Origin of the sequence: Pseudomonas cremoricolorata (genome assembly GCF_000759535.1) — a bacterium.
GTDB lineage: Bacteria > Pseudomonadota > Gammaproteobacteria > Pseudomonadales > Pseudomonadaceae > Aquipseudomonas > Aquipseudomonas cremoricolorata_A.
Window position 1 is genome coordinate 3,399,842 of record NZ_CP009455.1, and the last position, 22,570, is coordinate 3,422,411.

Consider the following 22,570-nt stretch of genomic DNA (forward strand, 5'->3'; position numbering starts at 1 on the left):
GATTGGTCAGCATCGAAGGGACGAAGCCGCGTTGCTAAAACCAATGCACAGAGCTTCTTCCGCGCCCATGGATAAACCCGTCGGCGTACACAAGACGCCTCTGAGGGATGCTTCAAGTCGCTTAAAGGCATGCTCAAGTCGTTCTCAGAAAGCTCTTTGTACGGTCCTGGACCTGCGCCACACAGAGCCCGAAAAATCTGTAGACACACTGTCTAACGATACCTATATTCATTATACAAACTGTAGACATAGCTCGTTTGCAGCGAGTGGGTGGGTGTCGGCAAGGCTGACAACGCACACTGCTCGACTCGCGGCAATCGGGGCCTGGCCAGGTACGCTCACCGCGCTGCCATGACCCGCCGCAGGCGCGGTGAAGCAGGGCGTGATGAGCAACAGACGCTAACAACAACACCTCTGGTTCCTGACATGACAAAGATGAATTCGCTGCCCGCGGACGACAGCACTTGCGGCTGGTATCACCTGAGCAAGGGACGGCAGATCAAAGCGCCGCATAGCGGTCACAGCAGCGCCCGCTGGGTGGTGGTCGGCGCCGGTTTCACCGGTCTTGCGGCCGCTCGGCGACTGGCCGAGCATTTTCCCGACGATCAGATCGTGCTGATCGAAGCGCAGGAAGTGGGCTTTGGCTCGTCCGGGCGCAATGCCGGTTTTGCCATCGATCTGCCCCACGACATCGGCGCGGAAGATTACATCGGCGACATCGCCATCGCCCGCTCCATCCTCAAGCTCAACCTCAGTGGCCAGGCGCTGCTCAAACAGTGGGTTGAGCGCTACCAGATCGATTGTCAGATCAAGCACTGCGGCAAGTACCAGGCGGCGGTCGAGCCGCGTGGCATCGCTGTGCTCGACGCCTATCGGCGTGGTCTGGACAAGCTCGATCAGCCCTATCAGATGATCGATGCCAACGCCTTGCCCGAGCACATCGGCACCCACTTTTACCGCAAGGCGCTGTTCACACCGGGTACTTCGCTGGTGCAGCCCTCGGCGCTGGTCAAGGGACTGGCCGACAATCTGCCGGCCAACGTCACCCTGTACGAGCGCACGCCCATCAGCGAGGTCGTCTACGGCGCCAAGTCGGTGCTCAAGCACGCCCATGGTTCGATCACCGCCGACAATCTGGTACTGACCACCAACGCCTTCGGCATGAGCTTTGGCTTCCTTAAGGGCCGGATGCTGTCGGTGTTCACTTACGCCAGCCTGACCCGGCCGATGACCGAGCAGGAGCAGGCGCGGCTTGGCGGCAAGCCCTACTGGGGGCTGATTCCCGCCGACCCGTTCGGCACCACGGTGCGGCGTACGCCCGACAACCGTTTGCTGATTCGCAACAGCTTCAGCTTCAACCCCGATGGTCGCGCCAACCGCAAGTACCTGGAGCGCTTCGCCGTGCGCCATCGCGAGGCGTTCCAACGGCGCTTCCCCATGCTTCCCGACGTGCCGTTCGAATACACCTGGGGCGGCGCGCTGGCGATGTCGCGCAATCACATGGGTTATTTCGGCGAACTGGCGCCACATGTCTATGGCGCGCTGTGCTGCAACGGGCTGGGCGTTACCCGCGGTACGGCCACCGGTGCGTTGCTGGCCGACTGGCTGGGGGGCGAGCGCAGCGAGCTGATCGACTTCGTCCGCCAGACCCCAGGGCCGTGTGCCAACCCGCCTGCGCCCCTGATGGCGTTGGGTCTGAACATGAACCTGAAATGGGGGCAGTACCGCGCCGGCAAAGAAAGCTGAGCGACGCGCCGAGTCGCTTCGAGCCACGAACAACCCTTGAGAGTCGCCGAGTGATCGCCCGTCCCGCCTGCACGCTCTGCCTGCGTGCTACGTGCAGTTGCGTCAGCGCGACGCTCGCGTCTGTAACCCGGCACTACGGTGGTAGCAGGAGAAAATAATGACAAACTCTAATGTATCGATCGAAGACGTCCCGATTAACCGCTTTCATCAGTTGCTCACCGTACGCTCCGGGGGTGGCTCGTTCGTCGACGGCTATGTGCTGAGCATTGTCGGGGTGGCTATGGCGCAGATGTCCGTTGGCCTTGGCCTGACCAGCTTCTGGCAGGGCATGATCGCCGCCTCGGCACTGATCGGCATCTTTTTTGGCGGCTTCTGCGGCGGTTGGCTGACCGACCGCTTCGGCCGCAGACGGGTGTTCTTCGTCGGCCCGACGCTGTTCATTCTCGCCTCCCTGGCGCAGCTATGGGTCGAATCGGCCGTGGCGCTGTTCCTGTTGCGCTTCTCCATCGGCATCGCAGTGGGCATCGAGTACCCGGTGGCCACCTCGCTGCTGGTGGAGTTTCTGCCGAAGAAAAGCCGTGGCCCGCGCCTGGCCACCTTGACCGTGCTGTGGTTCGCTGGCGCGGCCACTGCCTACATGATCGGCGAGGCGATTCTGCACCATGGCGGCGATGACGCCTGGCGCCTGGTGATGGCCAGCGCTGCAGTGGTCGGCGCGCTGTTGTTCGCCTTGCGCCTGGGTACTCCGGAATCGCCGCGCTGGCTGCTCAGCAAAGGCCGCAAGCAAGAGGCCGAACAGGTCATCGCCCAGGTGTATGGCGTTGGCTTCTCGCTGGCCAACCTGCCGGAGGAACTCAAGACCCGCAGGCTGTCGTTCCTCAGCCTGCTGCATTCCGGTTATGGCAAGCGCATGCTGTTCGTGACCATGTTCTGGACCTGCTCGGTGATTCCGGTGTTCGCCGTTTACGCCTTCGCGCCGAAGGTGCTGGGCGCGCTGAACCTCAAGGGCGAGTGGGCGTCGATCGGCTCGGTGGCCATCACCAGCCTGTTCGTGGTCGGCTGCATTATCGCCACGCGCCTGCTCAACACCCTCGGCCGGCGCACCACGCTTTTGCACAGCTTCTTCTGGTCGGGGCTGGCCTTGCTCGGCCTAGGCCTGTTCAGCGGCGCCTCCGAGCCGGTGATTCTGCTGTTGTTCGGCGCCTATGCGCTGCTCATCGGCGGTGCCCAGGTGTTGCAACTGGTGTACCCCAACGAGCTGTTCCCCACCGAAATTCGCGCAGGCGCGGTGGGCGTGGGCACTTCACTGTCGCGGGTCGGTGCTGCCGTAGGCACCTGGCTGGTGCCGATCGGCCTGGACACCTATGGCATTGGCGCAACCATGTACGCCGCCGCCGCAGTCACCTTCGTCGGCCTGGCGTTCTCTTACCTGCTGGCCCCGGAAACCCGTTCGCTGAACCTGCAACAGGCGGCCTCGCTGGCCTGATCTGACTGACCCTGCGCGGCGTCGCGCGCGTACCCATGTTCATTAGTCTGGAGATCCAACGTGAAATTCGAAGGCATCTATACCCCGGCAATCACCCCCCTGGCCGCCGATGGCAGCATCGACACGGCGGCCTTCGCCAACGTCCTCGAGTACCTGGTCGAATCCGGCGTTCACGGCATCATCATCGGCGGCTCCACCGGTGAGTACTACGCCCACACCAGCCAGGAGCGTATCGACCTGGCCGCGCAGGCCAAGGACGTGCTCAACGGTCGTCTGCCGCTGATCGTCGGCACTGGCGGCATTCGCACCGAAGATGCTGTTGCGTTCGCTCAGCACGCCAAGGAAATCAAGGCCGATGCCCTGCTGGTCGGTACCCCGCCGTATTCGCTGCCGACCCAGCAGGAAATCGCTGATCACGTCAAAGCGGTCGACGCTGCCGCTGGCCTGCCGATCATGCTCTACAACTACCCAGGGCGCATGGGCGTGAGCATGGGCGAGGCATTCTTCGACGCCGTGGCGGATGTGAAGAACATCGTTGCGATCAAGGAAAGCTCCGGCGACATGGCGCAATTGCACCGTCTGGCAATTGATCGCCCGACGATTCAACTGTCGTGCGGCTGGGACGACCAGGCGCTGGAATTCTTCGCCTGGGGCGCGAAAAGCTGGGTCTGCGCCGGTTCCAACTTCATTCCACGCGAACACATCGCACTGTATGAAGCCTGCGTGATCGAGAAGAACTTCGATAAAGGCCGCAAGATCATGGCCGCGATGATGCCGCTGATGGACTTTCTCGAAGGTGGCAAGTTCGTCCAGGCGATCAAGCACGGTGTGGCCCTCAACGGCCTGAAGACCGGTGGCGTACGCAAGCCACTGTCCGACCTGAGCGAGGCCGAGAAACAGGCACTCAAGCAGGTCGTCAGTGAGCTCAAGGCCACCATCGCACAGATCAAATAAGGAGCCCGAACCATGGCTCAATTGCTGAGCAAGGCTCAATACGCGGCCATCGCCGCCGACCTGCAACTGCGTAACCAGGCGTTCATCGACGGTGAGTTTCGCGATGCCATTTCTGGCCGTACCTTCGTCACCACCAACCCGGCGACCGGCCAGCCGCTGGCAGAAGTCGCTGCGTGCGACGTCGACGACGTCAACCTGGCGGTCGCTGCGGCCAAGCGTGTGTTCGAGCAGGGCGCCTGGTCGAAACGGCAACCCGGCGAGCGCAAGCACGTACTGCTCAAATTCGCCCAACTGCTGGAAGATCACGCCCACGAGCTGGCCGTGCTGGAAAGCCTGGACAGCGGCAAGCCGGTCAGCGAGTGCCAGAACGTCGATGTGCCGGAAACCATTCACACCATCCGCTGGCACGCCGAGCTGATCGACAAGATCTACGACGCCACCGCGCCGACCGGCACTGCGGCGGTGACCCTGGTGGTACGTGAAGCCATCGGTGTGGTCGGCCTGGTCCTGCCGTGGAATTTCCCGCTGCTGATGCTGGCCTGGAAGATCGCGCCGTCGCTGGCCGCCGGCTGTTCCGTTGTGGTCAAGCCAGCCAAGGAAACCACCTTGAGCGCCCTGCGTGTGGCCGAGCTGGCGCACCAGGCCGGGATTCCGGCTGGCGTGTTCAACCTGGTGCCTGGTGGCGGGCGGGAAGTGGGCGAGGCCATCGGCCGGCACATGGACATCCCCATGGTCAGCTTCACCGGCTCCACCGACACCGGGCGCCTGTTCCTCAAGTACGCCGCCGAGTCCAACCTCAAGCGCATCGTGCTGGAGCTGGGCGGCAAGAACCCTGCGGTGGTCATGAACGATTGCGAAGACCTCGATGAAGTGGCGCAGTTCGTCACCGCAGGCGCGTTCTGGAACATGGGCGAGAACTGCTCGGCGTCGTCGCGCTTGATCGTGCATGAAGACGTCAAGGACCCGTTGCTGGCGCTGATCGGCAAGCACCTGAAGGATTGGCAGCTGGGTGACCCGCTGGACCCGGACAACCGCCTGGGCGCGATGGTCAGTAGGTCGCACTTCGAGAAGGTCAAGTCGTATCTGGACCACGCTGCCGAGCGGAAACTGAGCATCGTACAGGGCGGCCAAACCGAACACGGGGTGTACGTGCAGCCGACCATCGTCGATGGTGTCGCGCGCGACGACAAACTGTTCGTCGAAGAGATTTTCGGCCCGGTGCTGAGCGTGACCAGCTTCACCACCCTGGATGAAGCCATCGAGCTGGCCAACGACACGATTTACGGTTTGGCCGCATCGGCCTACACCGGCAGCCTGCGCAATGCGCTGCGCTTGTCCCGTGAGATTCGTGCGGGTGTTGTGACGGTCAACTGTTTCGGCGAGGGCGATGCCTCGACGCCGTTCGGTGGCTACAAGGAGTCAGGTTTTGGCGGGCGCGACAAGTCGATCTGGGCCCACGATCAATACACGGAGCTCAAGACCATCTGGATCAACGCTTCGTGAGCCGAGCAGTAATGGTGCTGTTCTGACGGAGTTCGGCACCGCGCTGACCACTGCCTCGCAAGGGGCAGTGGTTTTTTTTCGCATGCTACTCAGCTTTCTTGTCGGCACCGTTCTTCAATGCGTTGGCCTTGTCGGCCCATTGGTTAACCCCGGTTTTCAGCACGCTGTAGCGCTCCACCGAAGAAGCGTAGGACAACACCACATATGCCAACTGATGTTCGATGGCCGATTTCATGACGACGAACGCGGCATCGTCCGGCTTGGCTTTACGGATTGCCAGGGCCAACTTTTGTAGGCTATCGGTCAGTTGGTCGGCGGCAGACTGAAAGGCGTCCAGCGACGTGACCAAGGTGGGTGCGTCCTGTTTGAGCGTATTCACGGCGGCATCGGCGCTGTCGCGGACCTGGCGGAACTCTTCAAGGCTGACGTTGCTGTCGGAAAGAATGTTCTGGATGATCGCGTCCAGTGCTTTGTCGGTCGATTGCAAGGCAAGTGTCATGATGTATGTACCTAGTGGGATTGAGGTCACCTACCAGGCAAAGGTAGCCCCCAAGGTGGGTCAGGCGAAACTGACATAAATATCAGTCGCCTGGCCTTGAGGTCGGTCAGTTGGGTGTCGCAGCGTCGATCACCTTGCCCGGGTTGAGGATGTTGTGCGGGTCCAGCGCCCCCTTGAGGGTGCGCATCAGCGCCAGCTCGCCTGGGCTGCGCGAGTAGTGCAGGTAGGCCTTCTTCGCCAGACCGATGCCGTGCTCGGCGGAAATCGAGCCACCCAGCTCGGCGATGATGCGGTACACGCAGCGCTTGAGGTCATCCTTGCGCGCCGCGCTCGGCAGGCCGGTGGTGACGTGTACGTTACCATCGCCCAAGTGCGCCAGCACGTGCAGGCCGAGGTTTTCCGGAAACTGCAGGGCCAGGGCTTCACGTACCTGATCGGCAAAGTGCTCGATGCGCGGCAGCGGCAGCGACACGTCGAAATCGATCAGCGTGCTGAACAGCTGAATTTCATCTTCGAATTCTTCACGAATGCGCCACAGCTCGGCGCGCTGGCGCTCGGAGTTGGCGATCACCGCATCGACCACACTGCCGCTGTCGAACAGGTCGCTGATCAGCGTCTGGAAGTGCTCGCCGTCGTGTTCGCCGGCGAACCCTTCGACCTCGCACAGCGCGTAATACGGATAGCTGGCGTCCAGCGGCGCGCGGCCTTGCAGTAACGCGTCGACGTTGAACTGAAAGAACTCCTGCCACATCAGCTCGAACGCCGACAGCGTGCCGTTGAGCGAGCGGCGCAGGGCGGTGAGGGTGGCGATGACCTGCTCGAAGCTGGCGAAGGCCAGCAGCGCGGTATGGCAGGAGGTGGGCTTGGGCTGCAGCTTGAGCACCGCCTTGGTGATTACACCCAAGGTGCCTTCCGAACCGATGAACAGGTGCTTGAGGTCGTAGCCGGTGTTGTCCTTGGCGTAGCTGCTCAGGTGGCTGAGCACGGTGCCGTCGGCCAGCACGCATTCCAGGCCCAGCACCTGGTCGCGGGCTACCCCGTAGCGCAGTGCCTGAAAACCCCCGGCATTGGTCGACAACGCGCCGCCGATGCTGGCGCTGCCACGGGCGCCGAAGTCCAGGCCAAAGCGCAGGTCGGCCGCCGCGCACACCTGTTGCACGTGCTCAAGAACCGCCCCGGCACCGACCTCCAGGGTCATGGCGCCGGCATCAGGCCTGCCGATGGCGTTGAGGCGCTCCAGCGAGACCAGCAGCGTCTGCGCATCGCCGAGCGTGGCGCTGACCAGGTTGGTGCGTCCGCCTTCGATGATCAGCGGCTGGCGCGCCTCGTTGCACAGCGCCAGCAGCGCCGACAGCGCCTCGGTACTGGCCGGGCGTGCCAGGCCCAGGGCATGGGTCGGCGTGGCGTTCCAGAAGTCCACTGGCCGCTGGCGCAGCTCGGCGGCGTCGATCCAGCCGTTGGCGCCGACGATGGCTTTGATGCGTTCGCAGAGGTTCATGGGCAGGGTGCTCCTGATGACAGCTCGGCCAGTTGGCGGGCTTGTGCCTGGCCTGCCTGAGTGATGAAACCGATGTCCGAACCGAGGGTGAACAGACTGAAACCCATGGCCCGCAGTGCCGGCAGCTCGGCTGCCGAAGGCACATCGATGCCCAGCGTCTTCCCGGCCGCCCGGCCCACGGCGCAGACCCGCTGCAAGGCCGCCAGCAGCGCCGGGCGAAAGGGCCCCGGGGCCAGGCCTAGCGACTGCGCCAGGTCGCTGGGGCCGACGTAGAGCACATCGATGCCGGGCACCGAGGCAATCGCCTCGAGGTTGTCCAGGCCCAGGCGGCTCTCTATCTGCACGATCAGCAGCGTGCGCGCGTTGGCCTGTTGCAGGTAGTCGGTAAAGTGCTGGTAATAGCCCGACGCGCGCCACGGGCCGATGCCGCGGGTTCCGAGCGGGGCGTAACGGCTGGCATCGACGATGGCGGCGGCCTGTGCCGCGGTCTCGACCATCGGCAGCATCAGCCCGGCGACGCCGGCATCCAGCGCCTGCTTGATGTGCTCCGGGGCATGGGAGGGCACGCGGTACAGTACCGGCTTGCCATAGCGTTCTGCGCACGGCAGCAGACCGCGCAGGGCCGTGGGGGGAATCGGTGTGTGTTCACCGTCGAGCAACAGGAAGTCGTTGTCCAGGGCGGCCATCAGCTCGACCACCGTAGGGTCGGGGATGCCCACCCACGGGCCGATCAGGCGCGCGCCGTCGGCCAGCGCGGCGGGGAGGTGCGGTGCAGGGTTCATGCGCTTGCTCTCGTGTCGGGGCCACACGCAGACGTTGCGTGCCAAGGCACGCAAGCGGTTGCGGGGCGCAGTTGCATCAACAGGGGGGCGCGGCGCCCCGGGCGGCTAGCGCAGCGGCGTGCCGTCGACGCGGGTCACGCCTTGCAGCCAGGTGTCACGGCGCTGCGGGTGCTTGGCCAGCCACTGCGCCGCCACCTGCTCTGCCGGGGCGCGATCCATGATGGGGATCATCATTTCGCTTTCCTCTTCGGCGGTGAAGGTCAGATTCTCCAGCAGGCGCTGAACGTTCGGGCATTGCGTCTTGTAGTTCGGTGCGGTCAGGGTGCTGACAGTGGCCTTGCCGTCGTTGGGGGCGAACACGTCCTCGCTGCCGCTGAGGAACGAGATATCGAAGTTGACGTTCATCGGGTGCGGGGTCCAGCCGAAGAACACTACATCGTCCTCGCGCGCCACGGCACGCTTGAGGGTCGAGACGATGCCGATTTCACCCGATTCGATCAGGCGGAAGTCCTTTAGCCCGAACTTATCGTCGGCGATCATCTGCTTGATGATCTGGTTGGAGCCGACACCCGCCTCCAGCCCATAGATCTTGCCGCCCAGGCTCTTCTGGAAACGCGCGATGTCGCTGAAGCTCTTCAGGCCCTTGTCGTACAGGTAGGTGGGCACCGCCAGGGTGGTGCGTGCATCGCGCAGGCTCGGTTGTGGCAGTTGCGTGGCCTGGCCTGCATCGAGGAACGGCTGCACCACCGGGGTCATCAACGGCTGCCAGTAGCCCAGGTAGATATCCAGGCGTTTGTCACGGATGCCGGCCATGATGATCTGCTGCGAGGCGGTGGTTTGCTTGACCTCGTAGCCGAGCTCTTCGAGCAGGTGCTTGGCGATGGCGCTGGTGGCGATCACATCCGTCCAGCTCACCAGGCCCATGCGAACGGTCTTGCAGCTCTCGGCTTCGGCCGCCTGGAGCGAGGCCAGCGGTGCGCTGGCGAGAGCACCCAGTAGTAGCCAGCGGCCCAGCGAACGGGCTGGCGTCGATGATGGGGATCGGGGTGTCTTCATGCTCTTGTCATCCTGCGCACGTGGTGAAATCCATAAGCTGGCCGAGCAGACGTCACTGTCTGCTGGTGAATGCAAAGCTACGGCAGTGTGCTTAGCAAGGAGCGGACTTTTCCGACGTATTCAGGTACTTTTCCGACTTCTTTACTTGCCACTTGCCATCAGCGAGCCGGGCGCTGGGCGGGTCATGGAGGATGTCATGCCACGGGATTTCCGCTTCCTGCTGTTGCCGGGCTTTCCGCCGTCGGCCTTCGTCAATGCGGTGGAAGTGCTGCGCATCGCCAACCGCTTTCAGCCCGACTACTACCGTTGGCGCATCCTCAGCCTCGATGGCGCAGCGGTGCAGTCGTGCAGTGGCATGAGCATCGCTGCCGACCAGGCCTTAGGGACCATGCCGCTCGACTGCATGGTCATTGTGGTGGCCGGCTATGAGCCGCTTGCCTGTTACAGCGACGCGCTGCAAGCCTGGCTGCGCCAGCTGGCCGCGGCGCGGGTGGCGCTGGGTGCGGTGGATACCGGGGTATTTCCGCTGGCCCGCGCCGGCGTGCTCAACGGCTACAAGGTGACCGTGCACTGGGAAGCACTGGAGGCATTTCGCGAGTCGTTTCCGGGCATTCCCACCAGCCTGGAATCGTTCGAAATCGACCGCGACCGCATCACCTGTGCCGGCGGCGCCGCGACACTCGACATGATGCTGCACCTGATCAGCCTGCAGCACGGCTCGCAACTGGCGGTGCGGGTGTCTGAACAGTTGGTGATGGGGTCGGTGCGCCTGGCGCAGTTTCCCCAGCGCACGCACATCGTCGGCCGCTACGGCACCAGCAACAAGAAGCTGGTCAACGTGATTCGGTTGATGAGCGAGCGCATGGAGCAGCCATTGAGCACCGAGGCGCTGGCGAGCATGGTGTCGATCACCGCGCGGCAGCTGGAGCGGCTGTTTCGTCTGCACCTGAGCACTACGCCGAAACGTTTCTACCTCGACCTGCGCCTGGACAAGGCCCGCCAACTACTGCGCCAGACCGAGCTGAGCATCACCGAGGTAAGTCTTGCCTGCGGCTTCGAGTCGGCCTCGTATCTGGCCCGGCGCTACAGCGCGCGGTTCGCTTGCACCCCGCGCCAGGATCGGGCATTTCCCACCCAGGTCAACACTCACCTGCACTGAGCGCCAGGCGCGCGCGGCGGCTCAGTACGCCAGTGCCACCTCGACGCCGCTGGGCGCGGTGTACTCGGCCATGCGCCGGCGCGACAGTTCCCAGTGCGCCTGGACGATTTCGGTGGCGCCCTGGGGGTCGCGCCGCTCGATGGCGGCGATCATCTGGTCGTGCTGGTCGCAGGCCAGCTCAAGGTCGCGCTGCATGTCATCGGTGGTGGGGTGGCGATAGAAGATACGTCCCAGCCGGGCGTGGTCGATGAGCAGGCGGCGCAGACTCGGCATGAGGTAGTCGTTGTGCGCCATCTTGCCGATTTCCAGATGGAAGGCGTCGTTGTGGATGACGCGGTTTTCCACGTCCTTGTCTTCGATGGCCTGACGGAATTGCGCCTGGATGCGTTTGAGCTGTTCGACTTCGCTGGGGCTGGCATGCAGCGCAGCCAGTTGAGTGGTGGCGATGTAGATCAGCGGCGCGGCGAGGAAGAAGCTGCGCAACGAGTCGTGGTTCATTGCCGCCACCCGTGGAGCACGGTTGGTTTCCAGCTCGATGTAGCCTTCGGCGGCGATCTGGCGCAGCAGTTCGCGCACCGGCGGCCGCGACAGGCCGAACTCATTGCCCAAGGCAATCTCGTCGACTACCGCGCCCGGCGCCAGCTCCATGCTCAGGATGCGCCGACGCAGGGTATCGCCCAGCACCACCTTGCGGTCGATAGGAATGGCCGTATCAGTATCGGTGGGCGCCGCTGCGGGGGATTTCTTGCTGGCCATGGAGGGGGTCTACCGTTGCCTAGTGATTATGAAATCCAGGTAGACAACAGGTCTACAGACTTTCATCGAGAAATGTGTGGGCCGTAGTGTACCGCGATGGAGCGACGAAACAATCCGTGCCTCCCAGCGCGTTGCCCCCCCTCACCCTGCGGCATGGCGCCCAACAGCCCAAGGGCGGCACTGACAACGCTAAAAAAGGTACGAGCCAGTGCATTACATGAAAAAGGCGCCCTGTGCGCTGCCAGTGGCAGGGCCGCAGGCCGACCTCGATGAGTTGATCAACCTGCTGATTCAGTCGGGAGCCGAGGCACTGCTGATCGTCGAGGGTGGCCAGCCTCTGGGCGTGGTCACGCCGACCGACCTGCTGCGTGGCGTGCAGGGCAGCGAGCCGGAGGAGGGCGCAGTGGTGCTCGCGCCTGAGGTGCAGGCATGAATCCGAGTACTTTTCCGAGCGACTTCGATGCAGCGGTGGACGCGGGCCTGGAATGGCTTACCGACAGCGGCGCGCAGGTGTTCGACTTCATCAACCAAGTGCTTACAGGTCTGCTCCAGGCACTGACCTGGCTGCTGAACCTGGCGCCATACTACGTCGTCGCCGTGCTCATTGGCCTTCTGGCCTGGCGACTGTCCGGGCACTGGCGCTCGGCCGTGCTGAGCATCGCGGGGCTCTTGGTGTGCGCCTCCATCGGCTTGTGGAGCGAAACCATGAGCACCCTGGCGCTGGTGCTTGCCGCCACTACGCTGGCGCTGCTGGTGGGGATTCCCTGCGGTGTGCTCGGGGGACTTTGGCCAAAGCTCGATGGGGTCGTACAGCCTGTGCTCGACCTGTTGCAGACCCTGCCGCCCTACATCTACCTGCTACCGGTCAGTGCCCTGCTCGGTTACGGCTCGGCCACCGCGCTGGTGGCAACGTTCATCGTCGCCATCGCGCCCGTGCTGCGGCTCACCGCACTGGGTATTCGCATGACGCCACGCGCGTTCATCGAACTGGGTGAGGCCAGCGGCACCAGCCCTGTGCAGTTGTTCTTCAAGATCCGCTTGCCGTTCGCCATGCCGAGCATCATGACCGGCATAAACCAGAGCCTGATGATGGCCTTCGGCATGGTGGTGATCGCCGGTATCGTTGGCTCCGGCGGCTTGGGTGAAGCCATCTATGGCGCCATTCGCACGCTGGACATCGCGCGCTCGATCGATGCCGCCCTGGCTATCGTCATTCTGACGCTGATCCTCGATCGACTGGCGCAGAACGCCACCTCTTTGCAGCGCGAGGCTCAGCATGAATCCCACTGACATGCGCGTTTCTCCTGGCGCCTGGCTGGCAGCTGCAATCGACTGGCTCAATGCCAATTTCCACCCGCTGTTCGCCTTCATCAGCCGCGTGGTCGACACCGTGCTGGGCGCCTTCGAGACGCTGCTGCTGGCCTTGCCGGCCTGGGGCGTGATCGCCCTGGTGACGCTTCTTGCATTGTTGCTGATCAATCTGCGGACCGCGGTGCTGGCGGCGGCGATGCTTGGTTTCTGCTGGCTGTCGGGACTGTGGACGGCGTCGATGCAGACCCTGGCGCTGGTGTCGGTGTCGGTGCTGCTGTCGGTGCTGATCGCTTTCCCGCTGGGCATTCTCGCGGCGCGGTTCAAGCGCTTCGAGCAGGTATCCAGCCCGGTGCTGAACATCATGCAAACCGTACCTCCGTGGGTCTACCTGATTCCGGCGGTGATGATCTTCAGCCTCGGCAAGGTGCCGGCGATCATGGCAACGGTCATCTACGGCGTCGCGCCGATGATGCGCCTGACCACCCTGGCGTTTCGTCAGGTGCCGCGCAACCTGCTGGAGCTGGGTCAGGCCTTGGGCGCTACGCCTCGGGTGATTTTGCTGAAGATCGAAATCCCCTGCGCCGTGCCAACGCTGCTGGTTGGCCTCAACCAATGCATTCTGCTGTCGCTGGCGATGGTGGTGCTGGCGGGTCTGGTCGGTGCCGGCGGTCTGGGTGCCGAGGTGACGCGCGGCCTGACGCGTATGGAAATGGGCCTGGGCCTGCGCGCGGGGCTGGCCATCGTGGCGGTGGCCTTGTTGCTCGATCTCCTGTCGCGGGGCTTGTTGCAACGTAAACCGATTCAACGACGCTAGGCTCTGTACGAAGAGCCCTGATACTTGGTGACCTTGCGTTGAAAACAGCTGGGGGCGCCTAGTCGGGGACGCCATCGGCCTTGTCTCCCCGGCGTCTCAGAACGTTTCGTACAGAGCCTAAGCCGTTTGGCGGATGTGAGATCGGTGTTCTAATCCAGGAAACCGCCGCGATCTCAGCGAACCAGGATAGCTGGCAATCCTTACGCAACCTTGGCCAAGTAATCGATGAACAAGCGGAATAATTCGGCGTTGGTTGAGATTCCGAGCCGCTGGTAGATGTTGTGCTTGTGCACTTTCACCGTACCATCCGAGATATTGAGTAGCTTGGCAACGGATGCATTGCTGTGGCCCTGCAGCAGTAATTTGGCAATGTAGCGTTGTGTGCCGGTGAGTTGGCCTTGGAGGATGTCTACAAAGGCATCCTCAAGCATGATGTCGGCCGGTTGCTCCTCCTTGAGATGGGAGGAGTAGCTCATCTGGCAATGCTTGTCGAACAGCGCCGTCATGATCGGCCCCATCACCGTCAGATCCTGCACTTCTTCCTGTGTGAACTCCCCGTTGCACAGGTACTTCATCACCGAGTATACGATCGCAACCTGGGGTCGTATCGGAATAATAAAACCTACTTCCTCGATGGCGGTCCCGTGCTCAGAGGAGACACAGGGATGGATGTCCTTCGATATCGAGAATCCTGACGTAAGGAAGCTGTCGGGGGCCAGATCGGTCATACGCCACAGGCCTGCGGGATGGCTGTTCACGCAGGCCACGTAGAACGGATCAAGTAAGTAGCCACCGCGCAGATAAGCGTTGAGGATCTTTTCGCTGACGGATAGACCGTAACCATTGTGTACGAGGATAGCGCTCTGGTTGAACTGAAAAAGGTAACCACAGCTCATGTCGAACGCTACTTTCTCGCGAAGCAGGGCATCGATGGCCGGCCCAAAACCGTCGGTCCCTAAAGCCTGAATGACCGAGGACAGTGCTCTCGCCTCTTCAATTTCCATGATCACCACGCTTGTGTGTTCTCGGGGCGCTACCGGTGTCAGCTGGCACTTGCCAGGCAAACATGCCGGTGTGGTCCAAGCACCTTATCTGTTCGTCCAGATGAACACGACAATGGGTGCTTCACTTCCAGTAAATCCGCAGATCCATGATGCTCCGGATAAGCTTGAGGATATTCTCGGATCAAGCCGGTTCAGCGCTGGTTCGCAAAGCGCCAGCGGTAGCTGCTTCATCCTGCAGGCCCATCTCCCTGGCTTTCGGTACCGCAAGCCAGTAAGCCAACACCATGGCGATCAGGCCGCCGCTGAGCTTGCCGATCATCAAAGGCAGAATGAGCGACGGTTGGAAGTTTGCCGAGAACGCCATGTGATCGCCAAAGGTGAACGCGGCACAGACTGAGAAAGCGATGACCAAAACTTTGTCCTTGGGTGGCATGTCGCTGACCAGGCGAAACATGGCCAGGATGTTAGCCGAGGAAGCGAGCACACCGGCAGCCCCGACCCCGGACATGCCGAAGCGGGACGCGACCTTCTCGATGGGCTTGGACAGGAAGCGCTTGAGCAGGTAAACCATCGGAAATGCACCGCACAGCATCAGCCCGATGTAGCCGGCAATCTCCAGCGCCCGGAACTGGTCGTCAGCGTCGGCAATGATCGGAGCGAATCCCCACACGCCAAATACTTTGCTGAAGAAGCCGGTGAAGTACTGGACGATTGAGGCCACCAGAACCAGCACCACCAAGATGTACATGAGCTGTCCGAGCTTGAGGAACAGGTACACCATGACGTTCGGGAAGTACCGTAGTGCTGCGGCCAGGGCAAAGCAAAACAGAATCAGCGGCATCAGATTCCGCAGCAGCATTGGAAGCGTGAAGTGCAAGGCCTCGGTCGCGGCACCGGTGGTGGCGATATCAGGCCGGACGTTGAGACCCAAGACCTGCATCATCATGGCGATTACCATGATGCTGACTGGAATGGTGAGCAGGCCGGCCATGATGCCCAGAGCCATGTACTTGTGGTCGACTTTGCGCAACATGGCCAAACCGACAGGGATCACGAAAATAATGGTGGCACCAGATTGGAAGCCAGTGATCAGGCCCAGAATCCAGCCTTCGGGGCTCTGTGCGAGGGCCTTGGCCAGCTGATAGCCCCCCATGTCAGAAGCGATGAAGATGGGACCGGCTATACCAGGGTCAGCGCCGATGAGCTGAAACAGGGGCGCGATCACATGGCTGATGCCGCTGGAGATGAAGGGAATGGCGGCCATAATGCCTGCCACAGGTATGAAGATGGGCCCGATGCTGTGAAGCCCGGCGATGAACTCCTGACCCAACTCGCCTTCCGGATTGATCATGGATGCTATGGCGCCGATGACGGCACACACCATAATCACATAGATGACGTAGGTGCCTATGTTTTCCATTTGCTGCCTCATTCTTGTACGTGTTGTGGAATGGCAGGACTGAAAGGATGTAGTCGTTCTTGTTTTGATTGGTGCTCGCGAATGCGCCGACGTCAGGCTAGATCCATTGTGCCGGAGGTGTCTATATATCGACCGATATACGTGGCGTTAACTGGCTGATTGCGTTCGTAAAAGTCATGGAGCAGGAGTTTACCTTCACCCAGCACAGGTAGGCGCCTCTTCCGGAGTGCACTGCCAAGATCGTGGGGATGATCAAGGTTTTCAGCGTCGGATACATCAACTGGTACCGATAGGGATGAAATGTCCCGCACTTCATGTCGTCACCAATTCGACATACCGTTCTAAGCGTCTGCATCTCAGCAAGCTGGTGGTTGCTAAGCCGCTGAGATGCTCAAAGGCCGATAGCTATTTGAAGTAGGGACTGAGGTGTTCGCTGAGGAAGATGCCTTGCGGATCGAGCTCGCGTCGAAGTTGCCGGAAGTCGGTGGCACGCGGGTAGATCCCCGTTACGTCATCGCCGGTCAAGAAGTGCAGCTTGCCCCAGTGCGGTCTGGCACCATAGGCGCGAAGGATTGCATCAACCGCACGTAGGTAGTCCCAGTAGTCGGTCCCTGGCTGGCCTGACACCGAGATGGTCACACTGTCCTGCTCAAAGAACGGGCTCATCCAAGCTCCGTCCCCGGCAGTAAAACGGTACTCGATGGGGTAGATGGCTTGGGGGAAGTCCTCAAGCATCAGCTTGCGAACCGCCCGCAGCGCCTCCTTGCAGTACTTGATCGGCACCGCGTATTCCAGTTCGTGGAAGTTCGGCAAATATTCGATCGGGTACACATCCGAGCTGTAGGCGACTTTTTCGAATGGGCTTTCGAAGGGCGCGCGATCAGTGATGTCCATCACCTTCACTTCGCAGACATCGGTGGTTCGGCCAGTCTTCGAAGTCGCAGCAGTATCCGGCAGACAATAGCAATGCCGGCTCTGTTCATACGGACACCAGAAGAAGCTGAAGTGCCGGTGCGTGCGGGCGAGCTCATCGTGCTTTTCCATGACGCTTTCGAAGTCTTCACGCCAGATGCGCTCGTGCAAGTTGAAGCTGTCGGTTACCTTCAGGGTGATCTCGGAGACAATCCCGAGCACGCCCATCGACACGCGGCCAGCGTGCAGAAGGTCCGGGGTGCTCTCGTCGACGACGATGATGCGACCATCTGGCTGAACCAGTTTCATACCCACAATAGACGACGCCAGGTTACCAAGGGTTAGGCCCGTGCCATGAGTGCCAGTGGTCAGTGCCCCGGCGATCGATTGGCTATCGATATCGCCCTGGTTAACCATCGACAGACCGGCCTCGCGCAAGGCTTTCCCGAAGGCGTTGATGGTTGTACCCGCAGAAGCGGTGACTCGCTTCTTGTCGTAATCGATGTGACGCACACCGGACATATTGCCCAGCGTGAGGTGCAATCCATTGGTGAGTGCCACGGCGGTGAAGGAGTGGCCAGAGCCGGCCACACGCACGTTCATGCCTTTTCTGGAGGCATCGTTGACCATCGAGCAAAGCTCATCCTCGCTCGTGGGCGCGCCGCGTGCTGAACGGATGCAGGACTGGTTACCCGCCCAGTTACGCCAGTGGGCGTGTTCGAGTCCGAACTCGTTGATGTGCATGTTGTTCGAAGATGTTGTCACGATGGATCTCCTGCCATTTTCCCATGATTAAATTGCGGTGTAGCCATTGTCGGCGAACAAATGTGCTCCATTCACGAAGCTAGCATCATCACTGGCGAGAAAGAGTGCTGCTGTAGCCACTTCGGAAGGTTTGCAAAGACGACCCTGCGCAGCCGCAATGGCTTCCTCGGTAACGTCCACCCCGTGCTTTTGCAAGGTCTCGATCTCCCGCAGACCATGTGCTGTCGCAATGAAGCCGGGACAAATCGCGTTGGAGCGGATGCCTCGATCTCTGAACTCAACCGCGATCGCCCTTGCGAACATGTGCGTCGCACCTTTGCTGGTGCAGTAGAGGACTTCCATGGGTGTGCCGACCATGGCCGAAATGGAGGATGTGCATACGATGCTGCCACCGCCGGCTGCAATCATCCCTGGCAACACCGCCTGAGTGACTAGGAACATGCTCTTGACGTTCACCGCCATGATGCGGTCCCATTCTGCTTCGCTGATTTCCAGGAAGGGCAGTGCCGAGAGAATGCCGGCGTGGTTCATGAGAACAGTGATCGGTCCGAATGCTTCCTCGATGGCGGCCACAGCCACCTTCACCTGAGCAGCGTCCGACACATCCGCTGGTGAGAAAACAACGTCGTAGCCTTCATCGCGAAGCCGACTGGCCACCTCGGCGCCGTTGCTGGAGGGAAGATCGACGATGCCTACCTTAGCCCCTTCTGCTGCGAAGAGCTCTGATGCGGCAAGGCCGCATCCACCTGCACCGCCTGTGATCAAAGCTACTTTGCCTTGCAAACGTCCCGTCATGAGTAGACTCCGAGCTGCGGCGATGAACGACGCGGCTTCAACTATGTGAGTTGTTTTTATGTCACGGTTTGTCCTGAACCGATGGTTGCAGCATGAGTCTTTTGCGATTTAAGTTCCATATACCAATCGGTATACAAACTCAGTTTTTCGAAGGGGATTAAGAAATACTTGAAGATGCTACGCACTGAGGCATCTAAAAAGTGGCTGCACAATTAGAGAGCCTCGTGCGTCGCCGGAATGAACGACTTAGGGAATCAGATTCGTCTGGATCTGGTACCTGTGATAACAAGCACTTCCAGTGTGTGATGCCAGCCTAAACCTTTGATATAGGGATACGCCCAAGCGTGAATGGCGTACGTAAAAAAATCACTTTTAGGCCTATCCTGATAGTTTGCTTGGCTCCACGCTTTCATAATCCACCTCAATCAATTTCCCTGACACGCTGCCCTCGACACTATCAATGGACGGTTTTCCAAAGAGGTGTAGACACGCCTATCCAAAACGTCGGGTGTTTCGGAGTCAGAAGATTGATGAAGGAACAAGGACTGATCAGCAAACAGCCCGGTTCTCATGCGTACCAGAAAGCCACGGTCGAGCGCCCCGACATTCCCAATGTGCTTGATCGCAAGTCCACCGTGGCTGCGCCAAACAAGGCCTGGTGTGGCGACATCACGTATATCTGGGCAGAGGGTCGATGGAGCTATCTGGTAGTGGTCTCTGGGCGTGGTCGAGGCGGCGTGTCGGGTGGGCGAGTACCCAGGTGTCGTGCCCAGCGTCAGCGGCTGGGCGCAGGTGACTGGGCTGGACACGATAGTTGTCGACGAGCGCGATCCGCTTGCGAACGGCTTTCAGGTAGTGTGAGTTGTCAATGCCTTAGCAAATGCAAATCGTTTGTATTCATTGCGCTGGCGCTGTATCGTCGCGCCGTTTGAAAAACCGGCGCGCCGCCCATTCGCTGGGCGTGGCGTGAACCCGCCTGCCAAGGGCGGGCAACGAACGATTGGGACATTCATGAAGGCTGTCAGCAAAGCCCGCAATGGTCTGGTGTCGCCCGCCCTGTGCGTGGCGTTGGCGACAACGGCGAGTATTTCCTGGGCGGCCACGCCGCCTGTTTCCGATGCCCCCCAGGCTGCCGGCTCGCTGGTGTTGCCCAGCAGCACCATCGAAGGCGTAAGCGACGCCAGCAGCGACAGCGAAACCTTCAGCGGCGCGCCGGCGCAGGTCGGCAAGAGCAACCTGCCGCTCGCCGAAACGCCGCGCAGCGTCAAGGTGGTATCGCGCGCGGTAATGGACAGCCAGCAGTCGCAGAGCCTGGCAGACGTGCTCGGCAACGTGCCCGGAGTGACCGCCGGGCAGTATGGCCGACGCGGCTGGGACGACCTGATCATTCGCGGGCAAGTCGCTTCCGATTCGCTGTTCCTCGACGGCCTGCGCACCAGCGCCTCAAACCGGGTGGCCGAGCAGATCTTCGGTCTCGAGCAGGTCGAGGTGCTCAAGGGCCCGGCCTCGATGGAATACGGTCTGGTCATGCCCGGTGGCGTGGTCAACATGGTCAGCAAAAGGCCCAAGGCCGATCCGTTCGCCACCGTCGGGCTGAGCTATGGCACCGATGATTTTCGCCAGGGTACCTTCGATGTCGGCACGCCGTTGTCAGAAAACGGCAAGGCGGCGCTGCGGGTCAACGGCTTGCTCTCGGACAGCAACGACGCCACCGACCATGTCGGCTTTCGCAACAACTATCTCGCGCCGTCGCTGAGCCTGGACCTGGGCCCGGACACCGACCTGACCCTGCTCGCCAGCCATCAGGATCGCCAATACACCCGCCAGCAGGGCTTGCCGTTGTCTGGCTCGATCAACGCCAACCCCAACGGCGACATCCCCCGTCATCGCTTCACCGGCGAGCCGGGGCAAGACCCTTACCACGGTGTCGCCAACCGCGTCGGCTACAGCCTGACCCACCGTTTCGGCAACGACTGGACCTTCAATCAGAACCTGCGCTGGCAGACCTTCCGCCTCGATGGCCAACTGGTCGCCAATGGCAACATGGGCGCCGACAACCGCACCCTGGCGCGCACTGCACAGCAGCAGCATTTCGACGGCGATACCCTGAGCCTGGACAACAACCTCCAGCACCTGTTCGACACCCCCTACGGCAGCCACGACCTGACGGTGGGTGTCGACTACCTGCGCTCGCGGGAAAGCACCCGGCATTACGCTTGTCGGGTGGCGGCGCTGGATGTCTACCAGCCGGTGTACGGCGCCAGCATCAACTGCCCGGACACCCCGCGCGAATGGCAGGACAGCACCGTGCGCATGATCGGCGCCTACGTGCGTGACAACTACCGCATCACCGACCGCTGGCTGGTCACCGCCGGCCTGCGTCACGACATCAGCGATACCTACGGCACCGACAAGCTCACCGGCGCGCGCAATGCAAGCCCGGCTGACAAGACCACCGGCGCCGTGGCGGTGATGTATGAACTGCTGCCCAACGTGCGGCCGTACCTGAGCTATGCCACCTCGTTCTACCCCAACACCGGGATGGACTTCGACGGCAACACCTTCAAGCCCGAAGAGGGCGAGCAGTGGGAAGCGGGGGTCAAGTTCGACCTGGTGCCTGGGCGCACCTTGCTCAGCATGGCGCTGTTCGACCTGCGCCGGCAGAACGTGCTGCAACAAGACCCGCGCAACAACGGCTCGCAGATCGCCATCGGCGAACAGCGCAGCCAGGGCGCGGAAATCGACCTGACCGCCGACATTTCCGACCGCCTCAGCGTCAACGCCGGCTACGCCTACACGTGGGCCACGGTCACCGATGATGGCGGGCAGACCGCAGCCACGGCCATCAGCGTCGGTGATCGCCTGAACAACGTGCCGCGCCACACCGCCAACCTGTTCGCCCGCTACCGCTTCAACGGCAGCCCGCGTGGCTGGGAGGTCAATGGCGGGATCAACGCCATGAGCGAGCGCTACACCAGCGGCTATTACTTGCCAGGCTATGCCGTCGCCAACGTTGGCGTGGCCTATGGCGCCGAACACTGGCGCGCGGCGCTGAACGTCAACAACCTGTTCGACCGCCAGTACTACGCCGGCGGTCTGCGCCAGGCGGTGGCACTGGGCAATGACCGTACGGCGATCATGTCGGTCAGCTACAACTACTGAGCCGACTGCGCCAGCCAGGTGATGCAGCGCTGCACCAGCGGGCTGACATCACCGCTGCGCACACTGATGACGATGGGGCTCACCGCGCTGTCGTCGAGCAGTTCGGCGTAGTCGACGTCGGTGCGGTGCTGCTGCTGCACCGAGGCCGGCACCAGGGTCACGCCCAGCCCCGCAGCCACCAGGCCGATGGCTGTCTGCATCTCGTTGGCCCACTGGCTGACCTTGAGGCTGATGCCCTGGGCGGCGAACAGCCCCAGCACATGGTCGGCGTAGCTCGGCCGCGGTTGCGCCGGGTACAGCACGAACGGCTCGCTGCCCAGTTGCTCGAGGCGCAGCGGCTGCCCGGCCAGCGGGTGGCCGCTGGGCAGCGCGGCGACCAGGCGGTCCTGGCTCAGCACGCGCTGGACGATGGCCGAATCTTCCACCTGCAAACGTCCGAAGGCGATGTCGATGCGCCCGCTCTTGAGCGCCTCGATCTGCTCCAGGGTGGTCATTTCCCGCAGCCCCAGTTCCAGCTCGCTGTCGCCGCGCAGGCTGCGGATCAGGTCGGGCAGGGCGCCGTACAGCGTCGAGGGGGCGAAGCCGATGCCCAGCCAGCGCCGTTGCCCTTGGCCGATGCGCCGGGTGTTGTCGCTGATGCCCTCGAGCTGCTCGAGCAGTACACACACCTGTTTATGGAAATAATGCCCGGCCTCGGTCAGGCGCAGCGGGCGGTCGCGCAGCACCAGCTGGGTGCCGAGTTGCTCCTCGAGCTGGATGATCTGCCGGCTCAGCGGCGGCTGGGCGATGTGCAGCAACTGCGCAGCCTTGGTGAAATTCAGGGTTTCAGCCAGGACCTTGAAGTAGCGCAGGTGACGAAGCTCCATCAGACCTCCCGGGTATGGTCGCAGATGCAATCGGTATTGGACGCCCCAAGCGTGTCGCGCAATGCTTGAACAATCAAGTAAA

At 61.9% G+C, this 22,570-nt stretch carries 20 protein-coding genes and 1 pseudogene; 11 read left to right on the forward strand and 10 right to left on the reverse strand.

The window, feature by feature from the left end:
* The first annotated feature begins 426 nt into the window (after window positions 1–426).
* The 4 genes from LK03_RS15545 (at window position 427) to LK03_RS15560 (ending at window position 5,689) form a co-directional block, all read left to right on the forward strand.
* A complete protein-coding gene (locus LK03_RS15545) occupies window positions 427–1,746 on the forward strand; it encodes an NAD(P)/FAD-dependent oxidoreductase (protein WP_038413274.1) in 1,320 nt (439 codons plus the stop codon).
* 157 nt (window positions 1,747–1,903) lie between these two features.
* A complete protein-coding gene (locus LK03_RS15550; RefSeq protein WP_038413275.1) occupies window positions 1,904–3,232 on the forward strand; it encodes an MFS transporter in 1,329 nt (442 codons plus the stop codon).
* Window positions 3,233–3,292: 60 nt separating this feature from the next.
* A complete protein-coding gene (locus LK03_RS15555; protein WP_038413277.1) occupies window positions 3,293–4,186 on the forward strand; it encodes a dihydrodipicolinate synthase family protein in 894 nt (297 codons plus the stop codon).
* Between the two features lie 12 nt (window positions 4,187–4,198).
* Window positions 4,199–5,689 (forward strand): aldehyde dehydrogenase, encoded by a 1,491-nt coding sequence (locus LK03_RS15560; RefSeq protein WP_038413278.1) that lies wholly within the window; start codon window positions 4,199–4,201, stop codon window positions 5,687–5,689.
* An 85-nt stretch (window positions 5,690–5,774) separates the two neighbouring features.
* Here the strand turns inward: LK03_RS15560 and LK03_RS15565 are convergent, their stop codons facing one another.
* The 4 genes from LK03_RS15565 to choX form a co-directional block, all read right to left on the reverse strand.
* Window positions 5,775–6,188 (reverse strand): hypothetical protein, encoded by a 414-nt coding sequence (locus LK03_RS15565; RefSeq protein WP_038413279.1) that lies wholly within the window; start codon window positions 6,186–6,188, stop codon window positions 5,775–5,777.
* Between the two features lie 106 nt (window positions 6,189–6,294).
* A complete protein-coding gene (locus LK03_RS15570; RefSeq protein WP_038413280.1) occupies window positions 6,295–7,686 on the reverse strand; it encodes an FAD-binding oxidoreductase in 1,392 nt (463 codons plus the stop codon).
* Window positions 7,683–8,468: an HpcH/HpaI aldolase family protein gene (locus LK03_RS15575; RefSeq protein WP_049870509.1), complete on the reverse strand. Its 786-nt coding sequence runs from the start codon at window positions 8,466–8,468 to the stop codon at window positions 7,683–7,685. Before LK03_RS15575 ends, LK03_RS15570 begins: the two co-directional genes overlap by 4 nt.
* Window positions 8,469–8,573: 105 nt before the next feature.
* The gene (gene choX, locus LK03_RS15580) at window positions 8,574–9,524 is read right to left on the reverse strand and encodes a choline ABC transporter substrate-binding protein (RefSeq protein ID WP_081951617.1); all 951 of its coding nucleotides are present in this window, start codon (window positions 9,522–9,524) and stop codon (window positions 8,574–8,576) included.
* A gap of 196 nt (window positions 9,525–9,720) precedes the next feature.
* Here choX and LK03_RS15585 point away from each other — a divergent pair, with 196 nt between their 5' ends.
* Window positions 9,721–10,683: a GlxA family transcriptional regulator gene (locus LK03_RS15585; RefSeq protein WP_038413281.1), complete on the forward strand. Its 963-nt coding sequence runs from the start codon at window positions 9,721–9,723 to the stop codon at window positions 10,681–10,683.
* A gap of 21 nt (window positions 10,684–10,704) precedes the next feature.
* Here the strand turns inward: LK03_RS15585 and LK03_RS15590 are convergent, their stop codons facing one another.
* Window positions 10,705–11,439, reverse strand: a complete 735-nt coding sequence (locus LK03_RS15590; RefSeq protein WP_038413282.1) for a GntR family transcriptional regulator — start codon at window positions 11,437–11,439, stop codon at window positions 10,705–10,707.
* Window positions 11,440–11,656: 217 nt separating this feature from the next.
* On the opposite strand from LK03_RS15590, the gene LK03_RS15595 reads away from it, so the two are divergent.
* Genes LK03_RS15595 through LK03_RS15605 form a run of 3 tightly spaced genes read left to right on the forward strand, consistent with a single transcriptional unit; the run spans window position 11,657 to window position 13,564 of the window.
* Window positions 11,657–11,872 (forward strand): CBS domain-containing protein, encoded by a 216-nt coding sequence (locus LK03_RS15595; RefSeq protein WP_081951679.1) that lies wholly within the window; start codon window positions 11,657–11,659, stop codon window positions 11,870–11,872.
* Window positions 11,869–12,729, forward strand: coding sequence for an ABC transporter permease (locus LK03_RS15600; RefSeq protein ID WP_038413284.1), 861 nt, complete (start codon window positions 11,869–11,871; stop codon window positions 12,727–12,729). The genes LK03_RS15595 and LK03_RS15600 overlap by 4 nt, the downstream gene beginning before the upstream one ends.
* Window positions 12,716–13,564: an ABC transporter permease gene (locus LK03_RS15605; protein WP_038413285.1), complete on the forward strand. Its 849-nt coding sequence runs from the start codon at window positions 12,716–12,718 to the stop codon at window positions 13,562–13,564. The genes LK03_RS15600 and LK03_RS15605 overlap by 14 nt, the downstream gene beginning before the upstream one ends.
* A 200-nt stretch (window positions 13,565–13,764) precedes the next feature.
* Here the strand turns inward: LK03_RS15605 and LK03_RS15610 are convergent, their stop codons facing one another.
* From LK03_RS15610 to LK03_RS15625, 4 genes are all read right to left on the reverse strand, one after another.
* Complete coding sequence (locus LK03_RS15610; RefSeq protein WP_038413286.1) at window positions 13,765–14,568, reverse strand: helix-turn-helix domain-containing protein; 804 nt, start codon at window positions 14,566–14,568, stop codon at window positions 13,765–13,767.
* A 181-nt stretch (window positions 14,569–14,749) separates the two neighbouring features.
* The gene (gene eutH, locus LK03_RS15615; RefSeq protein ID WP_038413287.1) at window positions 14,750–15,988 is read right to left on the reverse strand and encodes an ethanolamine utilization protein EutH; all 1,239 of its coding nucleotides are present in this window, start codon (window positions 15,986–15,988) and stop codon (window positions 14,750–14,752) included.
* A gap of 405 nt (window positions 15,989–16,393) precedes the next feature.
* Entirely contained in the window at window positions 16,394–17,665 is a 1,272-nt protein-coding gene (locus tag LK03_RS15620; RefSeq protein WP_038413288.1) for a D-arabinono-1,4-lactone oxidase, read from the reverse strand.
* A gap of 27 nt (window positions 17,666–17,692) precedes the next feature.
* On the reverse strand, window positions 17,693–18,460 hold the full coding sequence (locus LK03_RS15625; protein ID WP_038413289.1) for an SDR family NAD(P)-dependent oxidoreductase: 768 nt from the start codon (window positions 18,458–18,460) through the stop codon (window positions 17,693–17,695).
* A 503-nt stretch (window positions 18,461–18,963) separates the two neighbouring features.
* On the opposite strand from LK03_RS15625, the pseudogene LK03_RS22220 reads away from it, so the two are divergent.
* From LK03_RS22220 to LK03_RS15630, 3 genes and pseudogenes are all read left to right on the forward strand, one after another.
* Window positions 18,964–19,211, forward strand: a pseudogene (locus LK03_RS22220) (IS3 family transposase); the annotation flags it as partial.
* 14 nt (window positions 19,212–19,225) lie between these two features.
* Complete coding sequence (locus LK03_RS22025) at window positions 19,226–19,321, forward strand: proline racemase family protein (RefSeq protein WP_240478671.1); 96 nt, start codon at window positions 19,226–19,228, stop codon at window positions 19,319–19,321.
* Window positions 19,322–19,471: 150 nt separating this feature from the next.
* Window positions 19,472–21,622, forward strand: a complete 2,151-nt coding sequence (locus LK03_RS15630) for a TonB-dependent siderophore receptor (RefSeq protein WP_049870510.1) — start codon at window positions 19,472–19,474, stop codon at window positions 21,620–21,622.
* Here the strand turns inward: LK03_RS15630 and LK03_RS15635 are convergent.
* The gene (locus tag LK03_RS15635; protein WP_028696509.1) at window positions 21,616–22,488 is read right to left on the reverse strand and encodes a LysR family transcriptional regulator; all 873 of its coding nucleotides are present in this window, start codon (window positions 22,486–22,488) and stop codon (window positions 21,616–21,618) included. The genes LK03_RS15630 and LK03_RS15635 overlap by 7 nt on opposite strands.
* Window positions 22,489–22,570 lie beyond the last annotated feature (82 nt).